Here is a 23,691-nt window from a genome sequence, read left to right on the forward strand (position 1 = left end):
GATCTCTGTGAGGTTCGAGGTGTCGACGTAGGGCGCGGGGCCGCGGGCACCGCCCGCTCACCGCCTGCTGCACACCGTCTTCGGAGCCGCCGTGTTGTCGGCGCCCCTCGCGGACTGTGTGTCCTGCACCTCCTGCACGTCCTCGAGGAGGTCCGGTACGTCGACGTCCTCACCGGCGGCGGCCCTCGCGATGGTCAGGAGAACGGCCTCGTAGAAGGCGTCCCGCACGGGGGGTGCCATGACGTCCGAGGCGTCCAGGCAACGGGGTCCCGCACCGAGCCGTCGTGCGATCTCGCGTCCGACCGCGCCGCCCTGCGGCTTCACCTGACGGTTCGCCGAGAAGACGTGCGCCTCGTCGGCCAGCTTCTGCTGGCCCTCCTTCGAGGCCAGTTTCCTGATCAGTTCCTCGGCCTGGGGGCTGTCGCTGAACAGCGCCGCGAAGTCGCCCGTCACCTCGTGGGCCCGGACCCGGCTGCCGCCTCCGGGCAGCAGCGGAGCGGAGTCCATCAGGCGTGCGTCCTCGGCCTTCTCCTTGTAGAGGGAGGGTGCGAAGGAGCCCTGGTGCTCCAGGGCGCACCCGTCCCGGCCTCCGAACAGCAGCCCGTTGCTGTCCGTCTCACCGCGATGGTCGGTGAGCAGGGCGTGCCGGGCCGCGTTCCTGTCCTGCCGCAGCAGATCGGCCCATGCCTCCCAGGCGGTGCGCACCGGCTCCCCGCGCCACCACTTGGTCCGGCCCGTGCCCAGCGCCCACTTCTCGTACACGTCCGGGCCCTCCCGCTGCAGCACGAGGTCCTCGATCCAGTCGGTGCCGGGCCAGCCGGAGGCGCCGTCGTCACCCATGCCGATGCACCACTTCCGCAACGGCGCCGGCGACGTGGCCGGCTCGTGGCCCTCGCGGTACCAGACGATGCTCTTCAGGTCCGCCCTGACCGGGATCCAGTGGACGCGTTCGGAGGGCGACCCGGTCGACTTCCAGGGAGCGCCGTACGCCTTCGGGTCGTAGAGACCGTTCAGCGGTTCGAGGAGGCCCTGCTCGGCGTACTCGGCGAGTTCGCCGATGCCCGGCATGATCACGATGTCCGGCGGTTCGCCCGACTGCACCTTGGAGAGCAGCACCTCCCGTTGGGCCGCGGTGCCCTCGTAGCGGTGGGGGATGCCGAAGTCGTCCAGCACGCCTTCGAACCGCTCCTTCTGCGCGGCCGTCCACGTCCCGAGGATGGTCACCGGCTCCTCGTCGTCCTGCGCCCACACGACCACCATGCCGCACGTGGTGATCAGCACCATGACCACGACGAAGAGCAGCACCTTGAACCGCCGGGTCACCGTCGCCTCCAGTAGTCGTTGTCGAGCCGGAGACCGAGCCCGAGCGCGGGCAGGACGATGACCAGCAGGCCGCCGACGAAAGCGCCCCGGTACACCTGGCCGGTCCAGACGCCGCCGTCCAGTTCCTCCCGGACCCTCTCCGACCGCTCCGTGACGTGCCGCTGCGCCTCGGTCAGCTCCATGTCCCCGTCCCAGGACACCGCGGTGATCTGCTGCAGGGCCCTGACCACCGCGTCGAGGTCGTCCGCGGTGGAGCGCGCCGTCATCAGCGGGACCACGGCGAGCAGCACGGTGAGGACGAGGGCCGCGAGCAGGTAGGGGTTCCAGTCGCGGCCGCAGCGGTCGCGCAGCACGAACAGCGCCGAGAACAGCGTCAGTGCCACCATGACGAGGGCGATCTCGGCGAGCCACCACCCGGCGCGCTGCCACGGCCCCGGAGTGACCGTGGCCTCGGCGTGCTCCAGCTGCTCCCGCTGCAGTTGCCCCAGGCGGGGTACGAGTCCCACCGCCTCGCGGGTGAGCAGCGAGTCCGCCTCCTTGAGCTTCTGTTCCCGCATGAGGGGCTGGTCACGGTAGAGGGACGTGCCGAGGCCGAGCGAGGTGCTGTAGGTGTCGAGCAGACCCCTGACCGTGCCGAGATCCAGGTCCGTGCGGTCGGCGATCCGGGACAGGCCCTGGTCGGCGGCCAGGAGCTGGGACCGGTAGGTCTCGCCCGAGCCCGCGATGCCGATGAGGTTCATGCTCACCACGGTGTGGGCCTCCTCGTCGGCCCGCAGGGCCGCGAGCCGGGCGGCGGCGAGCCCCTGGACGGCCGGCGCCTCGCGGGACGCGAGTTCCTCGGCGCCGCGCTGGGCCTGACGGCAGGAGAGGAACAGCGCGGTCGACGCCACGGCCGTGAGCAGGAACAGGACCAGCAGGTGCACCTCCAGCACCCGCCGGGTCCGCCAGCGGCTCAGGACCCCGCGCCAGAAGGCGGCGGGGGAGTACCGGCGCCGGGCGGCGTCGCGTCGGGGCGTCACAGCAGCTTCTCCCCGCACCCGATGCAGTAACGGGCCTCGCTTCCGGCCGGCGTACCGCAGCCGCCGCAGCGCGGGCCCGGCCGCGCACCGACGGCGTCGGCCAGGGGACGGCCGGGACGGGACCCGGCACGCAGGATCATCGGGCCGAGGGTCCCGGCCTCGAAGGCACGCAGCCGGACCCGCCCCGCGGACGCGTCCTCGATGTCGGCGACCGCGCTGATCTCGTTCAGCACCCAGTCCACGCGGAACTGCGCCGCCAGCCGGGCGGCCTGCCCCAGGCGGTCCGCGGCGGTGTCCAGCTGGTGTTTCTCCAGAGCGACGAGTCCCTGGCGCAGCGCACCGCGCATCCTGGCGGTGGCGGTGAGCTCGCGCACGCTGTCGCCGCCCGCAGGCGCGGGGGGCGGCGACCGGTCGGGGAGGTGCCAGCGGGCGGTGACGGGCTCATGGACGTCACCGACGGAGACCATGGCGAACTGCAGCTCGGTCTCCAGCGGGTCGGTGCCGGAGTCGGCCACCAGGGTGAGCAGGTAGTCGCGTGCGCCCTGCTGCCACTGGTACGTCGGAAAGCTCCAGCAGTTCGGCCGGCCGGGCTGGGGCAGTCCGCCGAGGCGGTGCGGCCGGGGCGCCTTCTCGCTCAGCGAGACCTGGCGCACGGAGGGCCGCACGGTCACCTCGATGGGCAGCTGGGGAGTGTGCACCCGGCGCAGCCGGTGGATGGCGGCGGTGATCGCCCCGCCCAGTCCGTCGTCCACGAACTCGGCCGTGCCGTGCAGCCGTTCGGCGAGAGTCAGCAGGGGGTCGGGGGTCCAGTCCGCGCCCACGGCGAACACGTCGCAGGTGAACTGCCCCGCACAGGCGTCCAGTTCCTCTTCGAGGCGGGTCTCTCCGGCGGCGCTGCTGCCATCGGTGATCAGCACCAGATGGCGCACGGACACCGGCCGGCCGTCGAGCAGCGCGCGCGCCCCGGCCACCCAGGCGGCGTACCCGGCGGGACGCGGCCCCTCCCGGTGCAGCGGGAGCGAGCCCGTGACGAAGGCGGCCCGGCGTCTCTCCTCCCGGTCGGCGACGGCCCACTCGGCGTCGCCCCGCGGATAGCACCGGACCGGCTGCGGGCCGCTGCCGAGCACGGCGAAGGAGATGCGGTCGGGCAGGGCGCGCAGCGCCGTCGGCAGGGCGTGCCGGACGGCCGCCCGGTTCGATTCGGCGACGTCCACCGCGATGATCACGGCGAGCTGGACCGCGGGCAGGTCGCCGGGAGCGCCGTCGGCGGCCACGTCGACCCGCAGATGGGCCTCGATCTTCGCGCTGCGGTGCGGGCGCGGATCACCGCCGAGGTCGACGCGCAGTCGGATGCCCGGCTGCGACGGCCGGGTGTGGGCGCTCATGTCGTACGTCACCGCTCCTTCACGTCGTCGCCGCGCACTCCGTGTGCCCGGTGCCGATTCGGTCTGTCGTGCCGTGCCGTGCGGTCAGATCAGGGTCTGGGGCCGTACCGCGTGCATGAGGTCCACGAGGTGTTCGTGGGCGGCGGCCGAATGCTGGGGGTGCGCCGCCAGCCGCCGGTAGAGCGAGGCCAGTTGCTTGCGCAACGCGCGCTCCGGCGGGCTCAGGCGCCTCAGGCCGCGCGCGTCGAGCCGTTCGGCGCCCCTTCCCGGGGAACCGGGCCGGTCGCCGAGGCCGTGCACCGCGTCCAGTTTCCACTCGTGGAGCTCGGTCCTCAGGCGCAGCGCCTCGTCGTCGGACAGGCTCGGCTCCCCGGCGCCCGGTCTCCGGCCCACGAGGCCGTGCAGTTCGGCCAGTGCCGCGTCGACCTCGGCGGGCGCGGGCAGCGGATCGCCGTCTCCGGGCAGCCGCGCCGCGCGGATGCGCAGCGCGGCGATCCGGGCGACGGTGTGGTCCAGCGTGCCGGGCCGGACCCGGCCGAGCACGTCGATGGCGGCTCGGCGGTCGTGCGCGCGGAGCGCGATCCTGGCCAGGCCGAGGGCGGCGCCGCCGTGCGCGGGGTTGCGGGCGAACACCGCCTCGTACAGTTCCTCGGCCGTGGGCCCGGCGGTGTCGTCGCCGAGCCGCTCCGCGCAGTAGGCGAGGGCCAGCTTGGGCGCGTACTCGCCGGGCAGTTCGAGGTGGACCTGGGTGAAGTGGGCCGCGGCCTCGGCGACCTGCCGCGGGTCGTCGTCGAGACCGGCGCTGCGCAGGGCGAGCAGGGCGCGGTGCCACTCCAGCCGCCACCGGCGCACGGCGGACGGCCCGGGGATGGAGTCGGCCGTGTCGAGCTCCTCCTGGGCCCGCTCCAGGTCCTTCCGGGTGTCCCGGCCCAGCAGCACGCGCACGTTGTGCAGGCAGATCTCCACCGAGCGCGGCTTCTCGTCCTCCTGTCCGAGGAGCTGGCCCGGGTCGTAGCCGCTGCTCACCTCGAACCGCGCGGTCTGCGGATCGCCCGGATACGGCCTCGGCACCGGCAGACAGCCGGCGATCTCGGTGGGGGTGGGGGCGCCGAGGTCGAGGGCCGGTGCCACGGGGGGCTCGTACCGGTCGCGGCGGGGCCGGCCCAGCCAGTGCTGGATGCCCGGCACCGTGCCGAGCCGGGCGCCGAGCAACTGGGTGGACGGCCGGAAGTAGTCGGAGGGCTCGGGCGGGTCGCTCTTGCCGCGCAGCGCGCGGATCTCCCGCAGGGCCCCACGCAGTTGGCCGACCATCTCACTGGCGTCGGCGAAGCGCCGGCCCGGATCGGTCCGCACGGCACGGTCGACGACCCGGTGGAAGGAGGCGGCGCCGAGGCCGGGTACCTCGGCAACGGCCCAGCGGGCGAGTTCCCGCAGGGTGGCACCGACGGTGTGCAGGTCGTGGGCGACGGTGGGCACGGCCGACGTCCCGGTCTCGGGCGCCATGTAGTCCGGCGTGACATGGGCGGGCGGCTGGCTCTGCCCCTGTTCCCGCATGCCGCCGAGATCGATGACCTTGACGCCGTCCCGGTGGTGCACGACGTTGGAGGGCTTCATGTCCCCGTACACGAAGACCCGTTCGCCGTCGGCGTGCAGGTGGACGAAGGCCTCGAGGATCTGGCAGCCGTACGCCGCGACGTGCTCGATGTCCAGGACGGACTCACCGCGCCGGACCTCCTCGACGACTTTCGCGAGGGTGCCGTCACCGACGTCGTCCATGACGATGTAACCGCCGGTGATCTGACCGGTCCCGTCGCTGCGGGCGACGAAGTCGCGGATCTGGACGATGCGGGGGTGGCGGATGGCGACGAGGTTACGGCGTTCGACGTCGGCGAGCCGGGCGCCGTCGTGCTCGTAGCGGTTGAGCAGTCCCTTGACGGCGACGACGTCACCGAGATGGGTGTCCTCGGCGAGGTAGACCCAGCCCTGGCCGCCGTGCGCGATGGGGCCCATGATCCTGTACTGGTCGCGCAGCAGGTCGCCCTCGGCGAGTTCGGGCTCGTAGGAGTAGCGCTCGCCGCAGGCCGGACAGAATCCCGTGACCGGCACCGGGCCCTCGGTGTAGGGCGGGGCGAAGGTGATGCCGCAGGTGCCGGACGAGCAGCCCATGTGGATGCTCAGGGGAGCCTCGGGACGGATGAGGCGTTCCCCGGCGGGGCGTGGTTCACGCGCGGGGAGCGCGAGGAGGTCGCGGGGGCCGCGTTCCCGCGGGTCCTCGGGCAGGGCGGGCAGCCCGGGGGCGTTCGCCGCGCGGCCGCATTCGGCGCAGTAGCCGGTGGGCAGCACGGCGCCGCCGCAGGAGGATCCGGTGAAGCGCCGGTGCGCGCAGGCCGTCATCCTCGCGTGGTCCCCCTCCCGTGCCCGGACCCGGCGGGACACCGCGTCACCGCCGGCCATGGCGGCTCAGGTCGGCGCGCAGGGCCCTGATCAGCGCGCGCAGCCGGGTGAGCTGCTGCTGCGGGTCCCGCACCTCGTCGATCAGGCGGCGCGCGTCCCGGTGCCGGTCGGCCGTCTCGGTGACGGAGCCGAGGGAGGCACTGTCGACGATGTCGCGGCGGATCGCCTGGCTGAACTCCGCGCGCTGCAGACGGTTCAGGAGCCTGTCCGCGTGGTCCAGGAGGGCGGGCCGCAGCAGCCGGTCGCGGGACGCGGTCCAGCCGGGGCCGCCCTCGTGACGGAAGACGAGCAGCAGCCGGAAGCCGAACACCCGTAATCGGACCAGGAGTTCGATCAGCGGTGCGGGCTGGGGCTCCTCGTCGAGGCCGTCGACGAGAACCGTCACCGGTCGCAGCGGCGCACGGTCGGCCGCCTGCGCGGGCCGGGACTTGACGCCGCGCAGCCAGTCCCAGTACGCCAGGTACTCGCCGGCCGGGAAGGCGACCTGGTTCAGGGCGTGATCGATGAGGTCGGGCCTGCTGGCGCCGCCGCGATGGACGACGTGGGCGCGGTGCGTCAGATGACGCAGCGAGCGGTCCTTGCCGCTGCCCGGAGGCACCACGGTGATCTTCACCGGGTCCTCGTCCGGGTCGTCGAACCACCGGGTCAACCGCTCCTCGAAGTCGTGGTCCCAGGCCTGCGGACTGCTCAACTCCTTGACTACGGGCGACAGTTCGGCGATGCGGTCGACGGGGATGAGATACGAGAAGGAGAGCCGGTTGTCCTCGGGCAACCGCTCGCCCAGGTCGCCGCGCCAGCTGACGACGAGGCCGACCACACGCGCGGGACGGCCTTCCTGGGGCCGGGTGCACACACCGGCGCCGCTGAAACCGGCGCGCACCACCTCCGTCTTGGTGACGGCGTCGAGCTGCACCCGCTCACCGCTGGCGCCGCCGATGCGCCCCCACAGGCTCATGCCGTCGTCGAAGCCCTCCGCGTAACCGGTCGCGTACACCTCCATCCCGCCCCACAGCCTGGCTTCCAGCGGGGCGCGGCGCGCCTGCGGACGAGGGCTGTCCAGGCGCAGCACGGCGACGTCCTCGCCGCCGGGGCCCTCCCGCAGCCAGCCGCCGGGCATGACGCGCGCGGCCACCGGTTCGAGTGCGCCGTTCTCGGCGAACTCCAGCCACATCACGGCGTCCGGACGGCCCACCACATGGGCACAGGTCAGTGCCGTGTACTGGTCGACGAGCACGCCGGCGCCACAGACGGGGCCGTGCGCGCCCCCGCGCCGCAGCCTGAGTCTCCAGTCCGCACGCAGTTCCCCCATGCCGTCTCACATTACGTGCAAAGTCCCGTGTGTCCCTAGACTCGTGTGCAGGGTGGATCGGTCGAGCGACGGAAGACGGCGGTGTGTTGACATGAGGGAGCTGCAACCGATCGGTCTGGCGGAGGCCATCGGCGCCGTCCGCGCGGAGCTGGCGCAGGCTCAGGCCGAAGGCGCGCACAGCGACTGGCGGTTCACGGTGGAGCAGGTCAGCCTGGAGTTCTCGGTGCAGTTCCACCGGTCCGGCGAGGGCGGGGCGGGTCTGCGCCTGGGCGTGGTCGAGGCGCGTCTGGGCGGCTCGGTGAGCCACGACGCCACCCACCGCATCGAGGTCGCCCTCAAACCCCTGCCCCGCGCCGACGGCACCCACCACGAGGTGAGCCGCGAGACCCCCGCCGTCCCGCCCCGGCCACAGCCCCACGACGGCTCCCTCGCACGGGGCGAGTGACCGCCGGCCCCGGCTCGACCACGCCGGAGCCGGGCCCGGCGCGAGGACGGTCGGGCCCGCCGGTTCCGGCCCAGGTCATCTGACGGCCCTCGAGGCAGAAGACCGGCTCCCAGCTCCGCGGAGGCACGGCCGGACAGCTTCCTCCGGAACCTCCAGATCCCGGTCTCCGGGTGTCCTCGATCAAGGGGAAGCTCCACATCGGCGGACAGCGGTAGCCATCGTTCCGAGGAGGAGGGGCTCGGATGCCACATGAGGGGTGCGGTGTGCTGGCCATGCGGCCGAGCCGATCCGGACACCCGCCGGGCGGTGCTGTGCTGCAGGCGGTCACGTGCAGGAACTGCCGCCCTGCACGGCGAGCCCTCCCCGGCGGGCCTGTCTCAGTCCGAGCAGCTGGTCGCGGACCCATCGGCCGAGGCGGTGACGGACACTCGGTAACCGGCTCCGGTGTCGAACTCGGGGCCGGCCTTGCTCTCTTCCGCGTCGAGGATCTCTTCGGTCAAGAAGTAGACGTCCAGCATTGCGGCGTTGTCCGCTTCGCCGCGGGTGAAGCACAGGTTCGTGGACCGAATCGCCTCTGACGATCGCCGGGTGGCCGGAGAAGGCGTCCAGCCTTCGCGCTTCGCTGCGGCCCGGTAGTGCTGTGTCACGTCGGCTTTGTCGCCGGGGAAGACGTAAGTGCGCTCTGCGTACAGCTGCGCCTCGCCGCTGTCCTCCCAGCAGCCGGCATCGAGGCCCTCGAAGCCGTGGGGCTCGACCGTCCCCCGAGGGCGGGAGCCGAGGACGCCGTAGGACTTCAGCTCGTCGACCCGGCTCCCGGTACCCTCGCAGCCCGAGGTGGAGGCGGCGTCAGCCATGACCTGGCATCCGGTGAGTGCTCCCGTTGACGCGATCGTCAGCAGGAGAACGGCACGCAGGCTGGCTCCCTTACGAGGTGTCAAGTCGACTCCTGTGGTTGGCCCGGCAGGGCAGGCGACTGCGCCATTCGATGCCTGATGTGTGCGGTTGGCGACACCCACACCAGTTCCATCGACGGCGAGGCGCGCCGACTTCGGTGTCGTCACGTGCAGTTGCTTCTCCCGAGACGTCAGACGCTGACTCCGCCCGGGTCGTCCGGTCGATGAGGTCGGGAAGATCCTCGCCGCGTCCGCGAGCCGAACCCCCTCCTGGCTCACATACATGCAGGTCAGGAGGGGGTAGCGGCGTCGCTTCCGAAGACGTTCAGATGTCCCGGAAGATCTCGATCTGCGCGCCGATCGAGTTGAGGCGTTCCGCCAGGTCCTCGTAGCCGCGGTTGATGACGTACACGTTGCGCAGCACGGACGTGCCCTCCGCCGCCATCATCGCCAGCAGGACGACCACGGCCGGGCGCAGGGCCGGCGGGCACATCATCTCCGCGGCGCGCCAGCGGGTCGGGCCCTCGACCAGGACGCGGTGCGGGTCGAGCAGCTGCAGGCGGCCGCCGAGGCGGTTGAGGTCGGTCAGGTAGATGGCGCGGTTGTCGTACACCCAGTCGTGGATGAGGGTCTTGCCCTGGGCCACCGCCGCGATCGCCGCGAAGAACGGGACGTTGTCGATGTTCAGGCCGGGGAACGGCATCGGGTGGATCTTGTCGATCGGCGCCTCCAGCTTGGAGGGCCGGACGGTGAGGTCCACCAGCCGGGTGCGGCCGTTGTCGGCGAAGTACTCGGGGCTGCGGTCGTGGTCGAGTCCCATCTCCTCCAGGACCGCCAGCTCGATCTCCAGGAACTCGATGGGCACGCGCCGCACGGTCAGTTCCGACTCGGTCACCACGGCCGCGGCCACCAGGCTCATCGCCTCGACCGGGTCCTCGGAGGGGGAGTAGTCCACGTCGACGTCGATGGTGGGCACGCCGTGCACGGTGAGCGTGGTGGTGCCGATGCCGTCGACCTTGACGCCCAGGGCCTCCAGGAAGAAGCACAGGTCCTGGACCATGTAGTTGGAGGAGGCGTTGCGGATGACGGTGATGCCGTCGTGCCGGGCGGCGGCGAGCAGCGCGTTCTCGGTGACCGTGTCCCCGCGTTCGGTCAGCACGATCGGGCGGTCGGGAGCGACGGAACGGTCGACCACCGCGTGGTACTGCCCCTCGGTCGCGGCGATGTCCAGCCCGAACCGGCGCAGCGCGATCATGTGCGGCTCGATGGTGCGCGTGCCGAGGTCGCAGCCGCCGGCGTACGGCAGCATGAAGCGGTCCGTGCGGTGCAGCAGCGGGCCGAGGAACATGATGATGGAGCGGGTGCGGCGGGCGGCCTCCGCGTCGATGGCCGACAGGTTCAGCTCGGCGGGCGGCGCGATCTCCAGGTCGACACCGTCGTTGATCCAGCGGGTGCGCACGCCGATGGAGTTCAGCACCTCCAGGAGGCGGTAGACCTCCTCGATGCGGGCGACGCGGCGCAGCACCGTGCGGCCCTTGTTGAGCAGCGAGGCGCACAGCAGTGCCACGCACGCGTTCTTGCTCGTCTTCACGTCGATGGCGCCGGAGAGCCGGCGCCCGCCCACCACACGCAGGTGCATCGGGCCCGCGTAGCCCAGGGAGACGATCTCACTGTCCAGGGCCTCGCCGATACGGGCGATCATCTCAAGGCTGATGTTCTGGTTGCCGCGCTCGATGCGGTTGACGGCGCTCTGGCTGGTGCCGAGCGCCTCGGCGAGCTGCGTCTGCGTCCAGCCGCGGTGTTGCCGGGCGTCACGGATGAGCTTGCCGATGCGTACGAGGTAGTCGTCTGCCATGGGGCTGAGGGTATCTCAGATATGAGATGGCACCTCCTGGGGGGTCCATTCGGGTGACATGGCGTCAACGTTCCCCGGTGTGGCGGGTCCGGCTGGTCCGGCGCCATCCGAAAGGTCCCGGCAAATCCATCGATGTCGTACGACGTCCCGTGCTGGAGCGTGTGTACCGGGGGCCGTTCTTGCCGCCGCCGGTGGTGATGGACCACGACCGCTTGTTGATGTTGAGCCGCACCCCCGGAAGGATCCGGAAGCTCTTGCGGAACGTGAGCGGCATCCCTGCCCTCCTCCGTCTCGAAGTACTGCTCGAACTGATCCCGTACCGGTCGCTTACCCCGTCCGGCCGCCCTGATGGCGCCTAGTGCCCGGTGAACACCCGACAAAGGCGGTGCGGGGAATGTCGGGTGGCCGGGACCGCGCCGCCGCGACGATGGGGGCACGGACGACACGGCCCCGGTGTCCCGGTTCCTCCGCGAGGCTTCGTGGAGGTGGCGGGCGCCGACGTGCCGGACGGAACACGCCTCGTCCGGTCGTCCGGGGGACGGGGAATCCACAGTCAAGAGGCAGGGGACCGGGCATGCTGGAGCGGCTGAACCAGGCTCTGGAGTACATCGAGTGCCGTCTCGACCAGGACGTCGAGGTGGAGGAACTGGCGCGTGTCGCGGCCACCTCGGAGTACCACCTGCGCCGGATGTTCTCCGCGCTCGCGGGGATGCCGCTGTCGGAGTACGTCCGGCGCCGCCGGCTCACCCTCGCGGGCGCCGAGGTGCTCTCGGGGCGCGGGACGCTGCTGGAGATCGCGGTGCGCTACGGCTACGGCTCCGGTGAGGCGTTCGCACGGGCGTTCCGCGCCATGCACGGCGTCGGACCGGGTGAGGCCCGGCGTACCGGCGCCGCGCTCAGCTCGCAGTCCCGGATGGCCTTCCGCCTCACCATCGAAGGGAGCAGCAGTATGCGATACCGCGTCGTGGACAAGGCCGGCTTCACCGTCGTCGGGCTCAGGGCCCGGGTACCACTGGTGCATGCGGGACCGAACCGGGCGATCATGGACTTCGTCCGCGGGATCGACCCGCGGACCCTGGAGCGCCTGGAGGAACTGTCGGACCAGGAGCCGCACGGCATCGTCGCGGTCTGCGACGACCTGGACCCCAGCCGCGCCGAGGGCACCGAACTCGACTACCACCACGGTGTGATCACCTCCGCGGCCGCTCCGGAGGGCATGACCGCGCTGGCCGTCCCGGCCGGCACCTGGGCGGTCTTCACCACCTCCGGGCCGGCGCCGCGGGCCATCCAGGAGCTGTGGCGGGACGTGTTCACCGAGTGGTTCCCGTCGAACCCGTACCGCACCCGCACCGGCCCCGAGATCCTGCGTACCCGCCTGTCGCCGGACGGGACCGAGGCCGACGCCGAACTGTGGCTCCCGGTGGAGCCCGAACGCGGCTGACCGCGGCGGCAAGCCCTCCGGGGCAGGTGTGCGAGCGCTCCGGCCGGCCCCTCCGGCCGGCCGGAGCGCTCGGCCGGCCGTACGAAGCGGTCCGGGGCGTGGCGCCGTTTCCTCCCGTCCCCCCCCGTCCCCGCGCCGGTGGCCGGAACGGGCGGGAGGCGATCCCGGCCACGCCGCGCGGGGCCGGGCGTGCCGCTCCGGTTCATGACCCGTCCCGACGGCCACCCGGCCTTCGCCGGGAGCGCTCGCCCCCACTGCGAGGCGTCACGGGCCGGGCCCGGGCATGACCATTCGGCCCCGGTGTACTAGAGTTATCTCGACATCGAGATATCTGCCGAGGCGCACCGCAGCCGCCACCCCGGTAAGGCATGCCTAACTTAGTCTTACCTTAGCGGATCGGTCAGGATGGCGTGGCGGCAGGATGCGGTGGTACGCGCACATCAATGAAGGAGACTGTCGTGTCGGCGAACAGCTTCGACGCCCGCAGCACGCTGCAGGTGGGCGACGAGTCGTACGAGATCTTCCGGCTGGACAAGGTCGAGGGCTCCGCGCGCCTTCCCTACAGCCTGAAGGTGCTGCTGGAGAACCTGCTCCGCACCGAGGACGGCGCGAACATCACCGCCGACCACATCCGCGCCGTCGGCGGCTGGGACTCCCAGGCCCAGCCGTCGCAGGAGATCCAGTTCACGCCGGCCCGCGTGATCATGCAGGACTTCACCGGCGTGCCCTGTGTCGTGGACCTCGCCACCATGCGTGAGGCCGTCAAGGAGCTGGGCGGCGACCCGAACAAGATCAACCCGCTCTCCCCGGCCGAGATGGTCATCGACCACTCCGTGATCGCCGACAAGTTCGGCACCAACGACGCCTTCAAGCAGAACGTCGACCTGGAGTACGGCCGCAACAAGGAGCGCTACCAGTTCCTGCGCTGGGGCCAGACCGCCTTCGACGACTTCAAGGTCGTCCCGCCCGGCACCGGCATCGTCCACCAGGTGAACATCGAGCACCTGGCCCGCGTCGTCATGGTCCGCGACGGCAAGGCGTACCCCGACACCCTGGTCGGCACCGACTCGCACACCACCATGGTCAACGGCCTCGGCGTCCTCGGCTGGGGCGTCGGCGGCATCGAGGCCGAGGCCGCCATGCTCGGCCAGCCGGTCTCCATGCTGATCCCGCGCGTCGTCGGCTTCAAGCTGACCGGCGAGCTGACGCCCGGCACCACCGCCACCGACCTGGTGCTCACCATCACCGAGATGCTGCGGAAGCACGGCGTCGTCGGCAAGTTCGTCGAGTTCTACGGCGAGGGCGTGGCCGCCACCTCGCTGGCCAACCGCGCCACCATCGGCAACATGTCGCCGGAGTTCGGCTCCACCGCCGCGATCTTCCCGATCGACGGCGAGACGCTGAGCTACATGCGCCTGACCGGCCGCTCCGAGCAGCAGGTCGCGCTCGTCGAGGCGTATGCCAAGGAGCAGGGCCTCTGGCTGGACCCGAAGGCCGAGCCGGACTTCTCCGAAAAGCTCGAGCTGGACCTGTCCACCGTCGTCCCGTCCATCGCAGGCCCGAAGCGCCCGCAGGACCGCATCGTCCTCGCCGAGGCCGCCCAGCAGTTCGCGAAGGACATCCTCAACTACGTCGAGGTCCCTGCCGCGCAGCAGTCCGGCACCGCGGCCTCCCCGGTCGACGAGGCGAGCGACGAGTCCTTCCCGGCCTCCGACGCCCCGGCCTACGGCAGCCAGGAGAACGGCGCCGGCGCCCCGCAGCACGCCGACGGAACCGGTGCCGCGATCCCGTCGAACCCGGTGGTCGTCACCGCCCCCGACGGCTCGACCTACGAGCTGGACCACGGCGCCGTGACGGTCGCCGCCATCACCTCCTGCACCAACACCTCCAACCCGTACGTCATGGTCGCCGCCGCGCTGGTGGCCAAGAAGGCGGTGGAGAAGGGCCTGACCCGCAAGCCGTGGGTCAAGACCACCCTCGCCCCGGGCTCCAAGGTCGTCACCGACTACTTCGAGAAGGCGGGCCTGACCCCCTACCTCGACAAGGTCGGCTTCAACCTCGTCGGCTACGGCTGCACCACCTGCATCGGCAACTCCGGCCCGCTGCCGGACGAGGTCTCCAGGGCCGTCAACGACCACGACCTCGCCGTCACCTCGGTCCTGTCCGGCAACCGCAACTTCGAGGGCCGGATCAACCCCGACGTCAAGATGAACTACCTGGCGTCCCCGCCGCTGGTGGTCGCCTACGCCCTCGCGGGCTCCATGAAGGTGGACATCACCAGGGAGGCCCTCGGCACCGACACCGACGGCAACCCGGTCCACCTGAAGGACATCTGGCCGACCGAGGCCGAGGTGAACGAGGTCGTCGCCAGTGCCATCGGCGAGGACATGTTCTCCAAGTCCTACAGCGACGTCTTCGCCGGCGACGCCCAGTGGCAGGCGCTGCAGGTCCCCACCGGCAACACCTTCGAGTGGGACACCGAGTCCACCTACGTCCGCAAGCCCCCGTACTTCGAGGGCATGACCATGGAGACGACGCCGGTCGAGGACATCGCCGGCGCCCGCGTCCTGGCCAAGCTGGGCGACTCGGTCACCACCGACCACATCTCCCCGGCCGGTGCCATCAAGGCCGACACCCCGGCCGGCAAGTACCTCACGGAGCACGGCGTCGAGCGCCGCGACTTCAACAGCTACGGCTCGCGCCGCGGCAACCACGAGGTCATGATCCGCGGCACGTTCGCCAACATCCGCCTGCGCAACCAGATCGCGCCGGGCACCGAGGGCGGCTACACGCGCGACTTCACGCAGGACGGCGGGCCGGTCTCCTTCATCTACGACGCCTCGCAGAACTACCAGGCCGCCGGCATCCCGCTGGTCGTCCTGGCCGGCAAGGAGTACGGCTCCGGCTCGTCCCGCGACTGGGCGGCCAAGGGCACCGCGCTCCTCGGCGTCAGGGCCGTCATCGCCGAGTCCTACGAGCGCATCCACCGCTCGAACCTCATCGGCATGGGCGTCCTGCCGCTGCAGTTCCCGGAGGGCCAGTCCGCCGACTCCCTCGGTCTGACCGGTGAGGAGGCCTTCTCCATCTCCGGTGTCACCGAGCTCAACGACGGCACCACCCCGCGCACGGTGAAGGTCACCACCGACACCGGCGTCGAGTTCGACGCGGTCGTCCGCATCGACACCCCCGGCGAGGCGGACTACTACCGCAACGGCGGCATCATGCAGTACGTGCTGCGCAGCCTGATCCGCAAGTAAGCGGTACGGCACGGCAGTTCAGGGCCGCATCCCCGGCGACGGGGGTGCGGCCCCCGCCGTCGTCCCCGATGCGACGCCGGGGCACCGCGAGGCCGCGGGGGCGGTGGTGAGCGGACCCCGGCACAGACGTGGTCCGCGGCCCCGGAGGGGCGGCGGACGACGACGTCGAGTGGCCGATCGGCGACGCCGGCCGGCCACGCGGCCCAACTGCCCTTCGCGTCAACCGTTTACAGCCGCGCCACTCGGCGCTACCGTGCCCTCACGGACGAGTTGGGAGCGCTCCCATGCTTCGGTGGACCGGAACCCGCCGCCGGGGCGCTCCCACTCGTCCGCCCTCCACGCACCCCTGCGCACGGCCGTTGACCCGCCGCGACGGACAGAGCCCTGCCGGGCCGGCCGAACCGGCCCGCGGGCGGATCCGGAGGTCCGGCACACCACCGGGTCCGCCCGGCTCGGCGGCCCGCAGCCCCGCCCGCCCGGCCGGTCGAACCGGCGCCGCCCCCGCGCACCGGGCCGCCCGGCACAGGAAAGGCTCCGGGGAGGCGCCGGAGAGGTTCTGGAGAGGCTCCGGAAAGGCACCGGCCGACCCGGGGGCGCCCCATGGAAAAGGCGGGCCCGGGGCATGCCCCGGGCCCGCCTTCGTCAGCGGGCGTCAGCTCAGCAGTTCCACCTCCGTCAGCGCCGCCTCACCGCTCAGCACCAGCCGGTAGTGGCCGTACGCCTTCGGCGAGCCGACGGAGAAGGCACGCGTCTGCCGGTCCCAGCGGAACGATTCCTCCGCCCGGGCGTCCAGGTCGGTCCACGTCCGTCCGTCGGCCGAACCCTGCAGCACCCACCCGGTGGGCGCCTTGGTGTGGTCCCCGGAGGTCAGCGTGTACTGCGCCGCCTTCGTCTCCCCGGTGACGGGCAGCTCCACGGTGGACACCGTGGAGCCGGTCGCCGACGTGTCGTCGAACAGGGCGCCCTCGCCCTCGATCGCGTCCTTGCGGGGGGCCGGCACCTCGTCGTCCTGCGTGATCGACACGGGTGCGGCGTTCTTGCCGGTGCCCCACGAGGAGGGACGCGGGCCCATGTCGAACTCGAGGACCCCGCCCTTGGCGATCAGCGAGTGCGGCAGCGAAGTGGAGTTCCAGCGCTTGCCGTTGACCTTCAGCCCCTGCACGTAGACGTTCTCGGCGCTGTTCCTCGGCGCCTTGACGACCAGTTCACGGCCGTTCTCCAGGTGCACGGTCGCCTTGGTGAACAGCGGGGAGCCGATGGCGTACTCGCCGCTGCCCATCACCAGCGGGTAGAAGCCGAGCGAGGAGAACAGGTACCAGGCCGACTGCTCGCCGTTGTCCTCGTCGCCGTGGTAGCCCTGCCCGATCTCGCTGCCGGTGTACAGGCGGGAGAGCACCTCGCGCACGTTCTTCTGCGTCTTCCAGGGCTGCCCGGCCGCGTCGTACATGTACAGGGCGTGGTGGGCCACCTGGTTGGAGTGGCCGTACATGCCCATCCGGACGTCCCGCGCCTCGGTCATCTCGTGGATGACACCGCCGTAGGAGCCGACGAACTCCGGGGAGGCCGTCTCGGGCGTGGAGAGGTACTCGTCGAGCTTGTCGCCGAGGCCGTCCCGGCCGCCGTAGAGGTTGGCCAGACCGCGGCTGTCCTGCGGGGCGGTGAAGGCGTAGCCCCAGCCGTTGGTCTCGGTGTAGTCGTGGCCCCACACCCGCGGGTCGTACTTCGAGGACTCGACCCGCCAGTCGCCCTTGGCGCTCTTGCCCTGGAAGAACCCGGCCTCGGAGTCGAACATGTTGACGTAGTCCTGGGCGCGGTCCAGGAAGTACGCGGACTCCTCCTTGTACCGCTTCTCGCCCGTCTTCTCGTAGAGGGCCTCGCCCATCTTCGCGATGCCGTAGTCGTTGAGGTAGCCCTCCAGCGCCCACGACAGGCCCTCGTGCGTGTCGGTGCTGGTGTAGCCGAGGAACGGCGAGGTCGCCATGCCCTTGCGGCCCACACCCGACGACGGCGGCACGACGGTGGCGTTCTTCACCGCCGCGTCGTACGCGGCCTCCGCGTCGAAGTCGACACCCTTGACGTAGGCGTCCGCGAACGCGACGTCCGAGGAGGTGCCGGTCATCAGGTCGGCGTAACCGGGGGAGGACCAGCGCGAGGTCCAGCCGCCGTCCTTGTAGTGCTGCACGAACCCGTCGACCAGCTCACCGGCCTTGGACGGCGTCAGGAAGGAGTACGCCGGCCAGGTGGTCCGGTAGGTGTCCCAGAAGCCGTTGTTGACGTACACCTTGCCGTCGACGATCTTCGCGCCGGTGTGCGTCGGGGTGTCCGGCTGAGGCATCTTCGAGAACGGCGAGGCGTACTTGTACGCGCCGCCGACCTTCTCGTGGCCCGCGTTCGGGTACAGGTACAGCCGGTACAGGCTGGAGTAGAGCGTGGTCAGCTGGTCCGGGGTGGCACCCTCGACCTCGACCTTGCCGAGGATCCTGTCCCACTGGCGCTGGGCGCTCTTCTTGACCGCCTCGAAGCCGCGGCCCTCGGGGATCTCCTGGCGCAGGTTGTCCTTCGCCTGGTCGACGCTGATCAGCGAGGTGGCGAGGCGCAGCGTGACCTGCCGGTCGTCGCCCGCGTCGAAGCGCAGACGGCCCTTGACGCCGCTCGCGTCGCCCTCGGTGACCTTCTTGTCGAACTCGCCGTACACGAACAGCCGGGTGGCGCCCGTGGACAGCCCGGACTTCACGTCCGAGTAGCCGGTGAAGGTGCCGTTCTCCTCGTCGAGGGTCAGGCCCGCCTGGTCGGTGACGTTGTCGAACAGCACGCTCGCGTCGTCACCGGGGTAGGTGAAGCGCATCATCGCCGCGTGGTCCGTCGGCGTCACCTCGGCCTTCAGGCCGTTCTCGAACCGCACCCCGTAGTAGTACGGCCGCGCGGTCTCGTTCTCGTGCCGGAAGGCCAGCTCGCGCGCCTCACGCCCGAGGTCGGGGGTGCCCGCGGCGGCGGACGGCATCACCTGGAAGGTCTGCCGGTCGCCCATCCAGGGGCTCGGCTCGTGGCTCGCGCTGAACGCCTGGATCGTCGGCAGGTTGTCCGCGTTGTTGCCGCGCGCGTAGTCGTACAGCCAGCTCAGCGAACCGGCGTTGGTGACCGGGGTCCAGAAGTTGAACCCGTGCGGCACGGCCGTCGCGGGGAAGTTGTTGCCGCGCGAGAAGCCGCCGCTGGAGTTGGTGCCCCGGGTGGTCACCGCGTAGTCGGAGAGGTGGGCCTTCGGCCGCTCGGGCGCCGCCTGCCGCAGCGCCACGTCGTCCAGCCAGCCCCGGAACTTGGTCTCGCCCTTGGGGGAGTCGTACGCGACCAGGATCCGGTCGACGGTCTTGCCGGCGGCCACCGAGCCGATCCGGGAGACCACGTTGTTCCACTGGTTGACGTACAGGACCTTCGAGGCGCCCTGCCCCTGCGGGGTGAGCGGGAACCCGTGCTGGTCGCTCGCGCGCAGGTCGCTCAGATAGGTGCCGTCGGTGAAGGCGAGGTCCACGGAGACGTTGGTGGCGTCGTAGTCGAGGTCGCCGTCCGCCATCGAGGGGAAGACGCGGTACGACAACTGGGTGTTCCGGCCGACCGCCACGTCGACGTCGAAGACCTTGTTGTACGAGTACGCCCGCCCCTCGGCGGTGTGGCGGCCGGCGTAACGCAGGGCACGCTTGCCGGTGAACCCGGCGCCCGCCTTGGCCGTCGGCGAGCCGCTGGGGCCGCGGTCGACCAGCGAGAGCATGTCCTGCGGTATCGGCGCCTCGCTGTCGCCGGTGGAGAACTGGACGTCGGCGAGCTGTATGAGTCCGCCGCTGCCGTTCTTGGTGATCTCCAGCCGGAAGTGCCGGTACTCGGCGACGGCGGAGGCGTCGATGTCGTACAGCTTGGTCTGGAACCGCTCCGGGAACGTCTCACCGGAACGGGTGTCGAGGGTCTTCCAGTCCTCGCCGTCGGTGGAGCCCTTGAGCGTCCAGTCCCTCGGGTCCCGCTCGGCGTGGTCGTTGGCGGAGGTGAGCGCGTAACGCAGCGCCTTCACCGGCGCGTCCAGGTCGAACTCGACCCACGCGGTGGACTCGAAGGCCAGCCACTTGGAACTGGGCTCGCCGTCGACGAGGTTCTCCTTCACCTCCCCGCCGCCGGGGTTCTCCGCGCTGGCACGGACGTCCGTGACGTGGTCGGTGACATTGCCCGGAACGCCGGAGCTGTAACCGCCGTCCACGCCCGAGGCGCGCTTGTCGCCGCCCGGGGTCGTGTCGACGGTGTTCAGCCAGTCCGGGACGGGCTCCCCGGACTCGAACGACGAAGCGAACTCCCGGTCGGCCTTGGCCGGTTCCGAGGGCAGGGCGACCGCGGCGCCCTGGGAGCCCGCGGCCAAAGCGAAGGCGGTCGTCGCGACGACCGCCGTCCCCCATCTGTGTCGAACTCTGTGTTGCATGCGTAGCACCCTCCCTGCGCCGGACAACGTTGTCAATCATGAAGCGCAAGCACCAGTAGTGGGTCAAGTGGCCCATGGTGTCAAGAGGGTGGAATGTGGCATTCAGGTCCGGGGCGGGGATTTCCTCTCGGGGAAGGCGCCGGGGCCCGTATTCCCGCGAGGTCTCAACTCGGAAAAGACCGGAGGCGAACCTTGTATTCGATCTTGCTCCGTCGGCGTGAAGTGGACTATACCTGTCGGCACTCCGGGGGCGTCTTCACCGCACCCGACCACGCACCAGCCGCACTTCCTGCACGACCCAGCTTGACCCGAACGCGGTGCCGGGGAGGATCCGGTTCACCGCCTGAGTCCTGGAGAAGGCGAGGACTTGAGCATGGGATCCACTTCCGCCGAGAACAACGGCACCGGTGACGACGCCCCGGCCGGCGTGGGGCGCCGCGATCTGATCAAGCGGTCCGCCGCGCTCGGCCTGGTGTCCGTGCCGACGATGGGCTTTCTGTCCGCGTGTGCCAGCGGGGGCGGGGAAGGCGACTCCGGCGAGAACGAGGGCAAGACCTCCGAGTCCAATCCGTTCGGTGTCAAGGAAGGCAGCAAACTCGACGTCGTCATCTTCAAGGGCGGCTACGGGGACGACTACGCCAAGGCCTGGGAGGCCGCCTTCGAGAAGAAGTGGGGCGTCACCTCCGTCCACACCGGCACCCAGGAGATCACCGGCAAGCTCCAGCCCCGCTTCAACGCGGGCAACCCGCCGGACATCGTCGACGACTCCGGCGCCCAGCAGATCCCGATCGACGTGCTGGCCAGGAACGGCCAGCTCCTCGACCTCGCCGAGGTGCTGGACGCGCCGTCGGCCGACGACCCGGACAAGAAGGTCCGCGACACCCTCATCCCCGGCACGCTGGACGCGGGCATGCAGGAGGGCAAGGTCGTCGCCCTCAACTACATCTACACGGTGTGGGGTCTGTGGTACTCCGGCAAGCTCTTCCGGGAGAAGGGCTGGGAGGCGCCCCGGACCTGGGACGACTTCCTCGCCATCTGCAAGGACGCCAAGTCCCAGGGCATCGGCGGCCTCGCCCACCAGGGCAAGTACCCGTACTACATCAACGTCGCCATCATGGACCTGATCGCCAAGAAGGGCGGCCTGGACGCCATGAAGGCGATCGACAACCTCGACCCCAGGGCGTTCGCCGGCTCCGACGCCGCCGCGGAGGCCGTCGAGGCCGTCTACGAGGTCGTCGAGAAGGGCTATCTGATGCCCGGTACGAACGGCCTGACCCACAACGAGTCGCAGACCCGCTGGAACCAGTACAAGGCCGCGTTCATCACCAGCGGCTCCTGGCTGGAGAACGAGCAGCTCAAGACGACACCGGACGACTTCGACATGAAGTTCCTGCCGATGCCGCCGCTGCCCGGCAGCGCCCTGCCCTTCGAGGCGATCCGGGCCGGCTCCGGTGAGCCCTTCATCATCCCGTCCAAGGCCAGGAACCTGCCCGCGGCCAAGGAGTTCATGCGGATGATGCTCTCCAGGGAATGGTCGACCCTGTTCGCCAGGGAGGCGAACTCGCTGACCATCCTCCAGGACGGCGTCGACCCGAACGTGCGGCTGCGGCCGGGCACCCAGTCCACCGTGGAGGCCTCCAAGGCCGCCGGCGACAACACCTTCCGCTACCTGTACACCGAGTGGTACAGCGAGATGAACACCGCCATCGAGAACGCCTCCAACGAGCTGATGGCCAGGCGCATCCAGCCCAAGGAGTGGCTGAAGCGGGCCCAGGCCGCGGTCGACAAGCAGGCCAAGGACCCGGCCTCGAAGCAGAACCGCCGCGACTGATCCGGCTCGCTCGACCGACCGTCGTCCGGGCCGGGAGGAATCCCGGCCCGCAGCGGCCACACCCAGGGGCAGGAACGCCATGCGCAAAGGGCAGTACCGGTTCGTCGCGGGTTTTCTCCTCTTTCCCGTGGCGCTCTATCTGATCTTCGTGATCTGGCCGTACATCCAGACGTTCGGTTATTCACTGACCGACTGGAAGGGCCAGTCGCAGACCTTCGAGTTCGTCGGCCTGGACAACTACACCGCGTTGTTCGAGGACGACGTCTTCATGGGGGCCATCCGGCACAACATCCTGTTCCTGGTGTTCATCCCGGTGATCACCATTCTGCTCGCCCTGTTCTTCGCCTTCATGGTGAACGCGGGCGGGCGCGGACGCGCCGGAGGCGTCGCGGGAGTCGCCGGATCCAAGTACTACCGCGTCGTCTACTTCTTCCCGCAGGTGCTCTCCCTGGCCATCATGGCGGTGCTCTTCGGAGCGGTGTACCGAAGCGACGGCGGCGGCATGCTCAACGGCGCCCTGATCGGACTCGGCCTGGTCGACGAGAGCAGCCCCGTGGAATGGCTCAACGAGCCCGGCTTCGTTCTGTGGGCGCTGATCGCGGTGGTCGTCTGGCACGGCGTCGGCTTCTACCTGGTGCTGTTCTCCGCCGCCATGCAGTCCATCCCCCGGGACATCTACGAGGCCGCGCTCATCGACGGCGCCGGCCGCGCCCAGTCCTTCTTCCGCATCACCCTGCCGCTGCTGTGGGACTCCGTGCAGACCGCGTGGGTCTACCTCGGCATCGCGGCGATGGACATGTTCATCCTGGTCTCCACCATGACCGCCGGGGACTACGGCGGCGGCCCCGACCACCACAGCGAGGTCATGTCGACCGTGATGATGCGCAACTTCCTGCTGTACGGCCGCAGCGGCTACGCCTGCGCGATGGGCGTGGTCATGCTGCTCCTCACCCTGATCGTGTCCGTGGTCATGCTGCGCGCCACCCGTCGCGAGCGCATCGAGTTCTGAGGCGGTAAGACGACGATGAGCGCATCTCTCGAGGAAACCGTCCCCACCGGGGACTCCGCCCCGCCCCCGCCGGTGGGCAAGGGCCCCGTCCGCCCCGGCGGCCGGCGCGGCGAAGGCGTCGTGCTGAACGCCTTCTCGCACGGCTTCCTGGCCCTGTGGGCGGTGCTGATCGTGCTGCCGCTGCTGTGGCTGGTGCTCAGCTCCTTCAAGACCGACGCGCAGATCGGCGGTTCGGCCTTCGGCTGGCCGCAGAACTGGGACCCCGGCGTCTTCTCCCGCGCCTGGGAGAAGGGCATCGGGGACTACTTCCTCAACACCGTCGTCGTGCTGGTCTTCTCCGTGCCGCTGACCATGCTGCTCGGCTCCATGGCGGCGTACGTGCTGGCCCGGTACGAGTTCTGGGGCAACCGGTTCCTGTACTACTTCTTCGTCGCGGGCGCGATGTTCCCCGTGTTCCTCGCCCTGGTCCCGCTGTTCTTCATGGTCAGACGGCTCGACATGCTGAACACCTACCAGGGCCTGGTCCTCGTGTACGTCGCGTACTCGATGCCGTTCACGGTGTTCTTCATGCACGCCTTCTTCCGGACCCTGCCCACGGCGGTCTTCGAGGCGGCGGTCCTCGACGGCGCCTCGCACACCCGGACCTTCTTCCAGGTGATGCTGCCGATGGCCAAGCCCGGCCTGCTCAGCGTCGGGATCTTCAACACGCTCGGCCAGTGGAACCAGTACATCCTGCCGACCGTGCTGATGCAGCCGCAGAGCGGTGACGACCCGGAGCGCTACGTGCTCACCCAGGGGCTGATCCAGCTCCAGCAGCAGCAGGGGTACGCCTCGGACCTCCCGGTGCTCTTCGCGGGCGTGACGATCGCCATGGTGCCCATGCTGGTGGTCTACCTGTCCTTCCAGCGCCAGGTGCAGGCGGGTCTCACCTCCGCGACTTTGAAGTGACGCTGCGGAACCGCCCGCGCACACGCCGCTCCCGTCCCTGGGAGCGGCGTCCGTGTGTGCGTCCCG

The 23,691-nt window shown here is 70.6% G+C and carries 15 protein-coding genes; 6 read left to right on the top strand and 9 right to left on the bottom strand.

Annotation, left to right across the window (positions count from 1 at the left end):
• Positions 1-57: 57 nt before the first annotated feature.
• The 5 genes from ACF07S_RS16490 to ACF07S_RS16510 form a co-directional block, all read right to left on the bottom strand.
• Positions 58-1,323 carry an ABC transporter substrate-binding protein gene (locus tag ACF07S_RS16490; protein ID WP_391964791.1) on the bottom strand — a complete coding sequence of 422 codons (1,266 nt, stop codon included), beginning with the start codon at positions 1,321-1,323 and terminating at the stop codon, positions 58-60.
• A complete protein-coding gene (locus ACF07S_RS16495; RefSeq protein ID WP_391974443.1) occupies positions 1,320-2,342 on the bottom strand; it encodes a hypothetical protein in 1,023 nt (340 codons plus the stop codon). Before ACF07S_RS16495 ends, ACF07S_RS16490 begins: the two co-directional genes overlap by 4 nt.
• Positions 2,339-3,727 (bottom strand): vWA domain-containing protein, encoded by a 1,389-nt coding sequence (locus ACF07S_RS16500; protein WP_391974444.1) that lies wholly within the window; start codon positions 3,725-3,727, stop codon positions 2,339-2,341. The genes ACF07S_RS16495 and ACF07S_RS16500 overlap by 4 nt, the downstream gene beginning before the upstream one ends.
• Positions 3,728-3,811: 84 nt before the next feature.
• A complete protein-coding gene (locus ACF07S_RS16505; RefSeq protein ID WP_391964794.1) occupies positions 3,812-6,121 on the bottom strand; it encodes a tetratricopeptide repeat protein in 2,310 nt (769 codons plus the stop codon).
• A gap of 46 nt (positions 6,122-6,167) precedes the next feature.
• The gene (locus ACF07S_RS16510; RefSeq protein ID WP_391964795.1) at positions 6,168-7,490 is read right to left on the bottom strand and encodes a serine protease; all 1,323 of its coding nucleotides are present in this window, start codon (positions 7,488-7,490) and stop codon (positions 6,168-6,170) included.
• Positions 7,491-7,581: 91 nt separating this feature from the next.
• Between ACF07S_RS16510 and ACF07S_RS16515 the strand changes: the two genes are divergently transcribed.
• Complete coding sequence (locus tag ACF07S_RS16515) at positions 7,582-7,935, top strand: trypco2 family protein (protein ID WP_391964796.1); 354 nt, start codon at positions 7,582-7,584, stop codon at positions 7,933-7,935.
• Positions 7,936-8,312: 377 nt separating this feature from the next.
• Here the strand turns inward: ACF07S_RS16515 and ACF07S_RS16520 are convergent, their stop codons facing one another.
• From ACF07S_RS16520 to ACF07S_RS16530, 3 genes are all read right to left on the bottom strand, one after another.
• The gene (locus ACF07S_RS16520) at positions 8,313-8,789 is read right to left on the bottom strand and encodes a hypothetical protein (protein WP_391974445.1); all 477 of its coding nucleotides are present in this window, start codon (positions 8,787-8,789) and stop codon (positions 8,313-8,315) included.
• Positions 8,790-9,153: 364 nt separating this feature from the next.
• Positions 9,154-10,683, bottom strand: a complete 1,530-nt coding sequence (locus tag ACF07S_RS16525) for a helix-turn-helix domain-containing protein (protein ID WP_391974446.1) — start codon at positions 10,681-10,683, stop codon at positions 9,154-9,156.
• A 64-nt stretch (positions 10,684-10,747) separates the two neighbouring features.
• Positions 10,748-10,957: a DUF4236 domain-containing protein gene (locus tag ACF07S_RS16530; RefSeq protein ID WP_391964799.1), complete on the bottom strand. Its 210-nt coding sequence runs from the start codon at positions 10,955-10,957 to the stop codon at positions 10,748-10,750.
• 300 nt (positions 10,958-11,257) lie between these two features.
• Here ACF07S_RS16530 and ACF07S_RS16535 point away from each other — a divergent pair, with 300 nt between their 5' ends.
• Positions 11,258-12,124: a GyrI-like domain-containing protein gene (locus ACF07S_RS16535; protein WP_391964800.1), complete on the top strand. Its 867-nt coding sequence runs from the start codon at positions 11,258-11,260 to the stop codon at positions 12,122-12,124.
• Positions 12,125-12,567: 443 nt separating this feature from the next.
• Positions 12,568-15,381 carry an aconitate hydratase gene (locus ACF07S_RS16540; RefSeq protein WP_391964801.1) on the top strand — a complete coding sequence of 938 codons (2,814 nt, stop codon included), beginning with the start codon at positions 12,568-12,570 and terminating at the stop codon, positions 15,379-15,381.
• Positions 15,382-16,033: 652 nt separating this feature from the next.
• Here the strand turns inward: ACF07S_RS16540 and ACF07S_RS16545 are convergent.
• Positions 16,034-19,837 carry a GH92 family glycosyl hydrolase gene (locus ACF07S_RS16545; RefSeq protein ID WP_391974447.1) on the bottom strand — a complete coding sequence of 1,268 codons (3,804 nt, stop codon included), beginning with the start codon at positions 19,835-19,837 and terminating at the stop codon, positions 16,034-16,036.
• 373 nt (positions 19,838-20,210) lie between these two features.
• Here ACF07S_RS16545 and ngcE point away from each other — a divergent pair, with 373 nt between their 5' ends.
• The 3 genes from ngcE (at position 20,211) to ACF07S_RS16560 (ending at position 23,625) form a co-directional block, all read left to right on the top strand.
• Complete coding sequence (gene ngcE / locus ACF07S_RS16550; protein WP_391964803.1) at positions 20,211-21,668, top strand: N-acetylglucosamine/diacetylchitobiose ABC transporter substrate-binding protein; 1,458 nt, start codon at positions 20,211-20,213, stop codon at positions 21,666-21,668.
• 79 nt (positions 21,669-21,747) lie between these two features.
• Positions 21,748-22,677, top strand: coding sequence for a carbohydrate ABC transporter permease (locus tag ACF07S_RS16555; RefSeq protein WP_391964804.1), 930 nt, complete (start codon positions 21,748-21,750; stop codon positions 22,675-22,677).
• A gap of 15 nt (positions 22,678-22,692) precedes the next feature.
• Positions 22,693-23,625 (top strand): carbohydrate ABC transporter permease, encoded by a 933-nt coding sequence (locus ACF07S_RS16560; RefSeq protein ID WP_391964805.1) that lies wholly within the window; start codon positions 22,693-22,695, stop codon positions 23,623-23,625.
• Positions 23,626-23,691 lie beyond the last annotated feature (66 nt).

Origin of the sequence: Streptomyces sp. NPDC016640 (assembly GCF_043076215.1) — a bacterium.
In the GTDB taxonomy this organism is placed as follows: domain Bacteria; phylum Actinomycetota; class Actinomycetes; order Streptomycetales; family Streptomycetaceae; genus Streptomyces.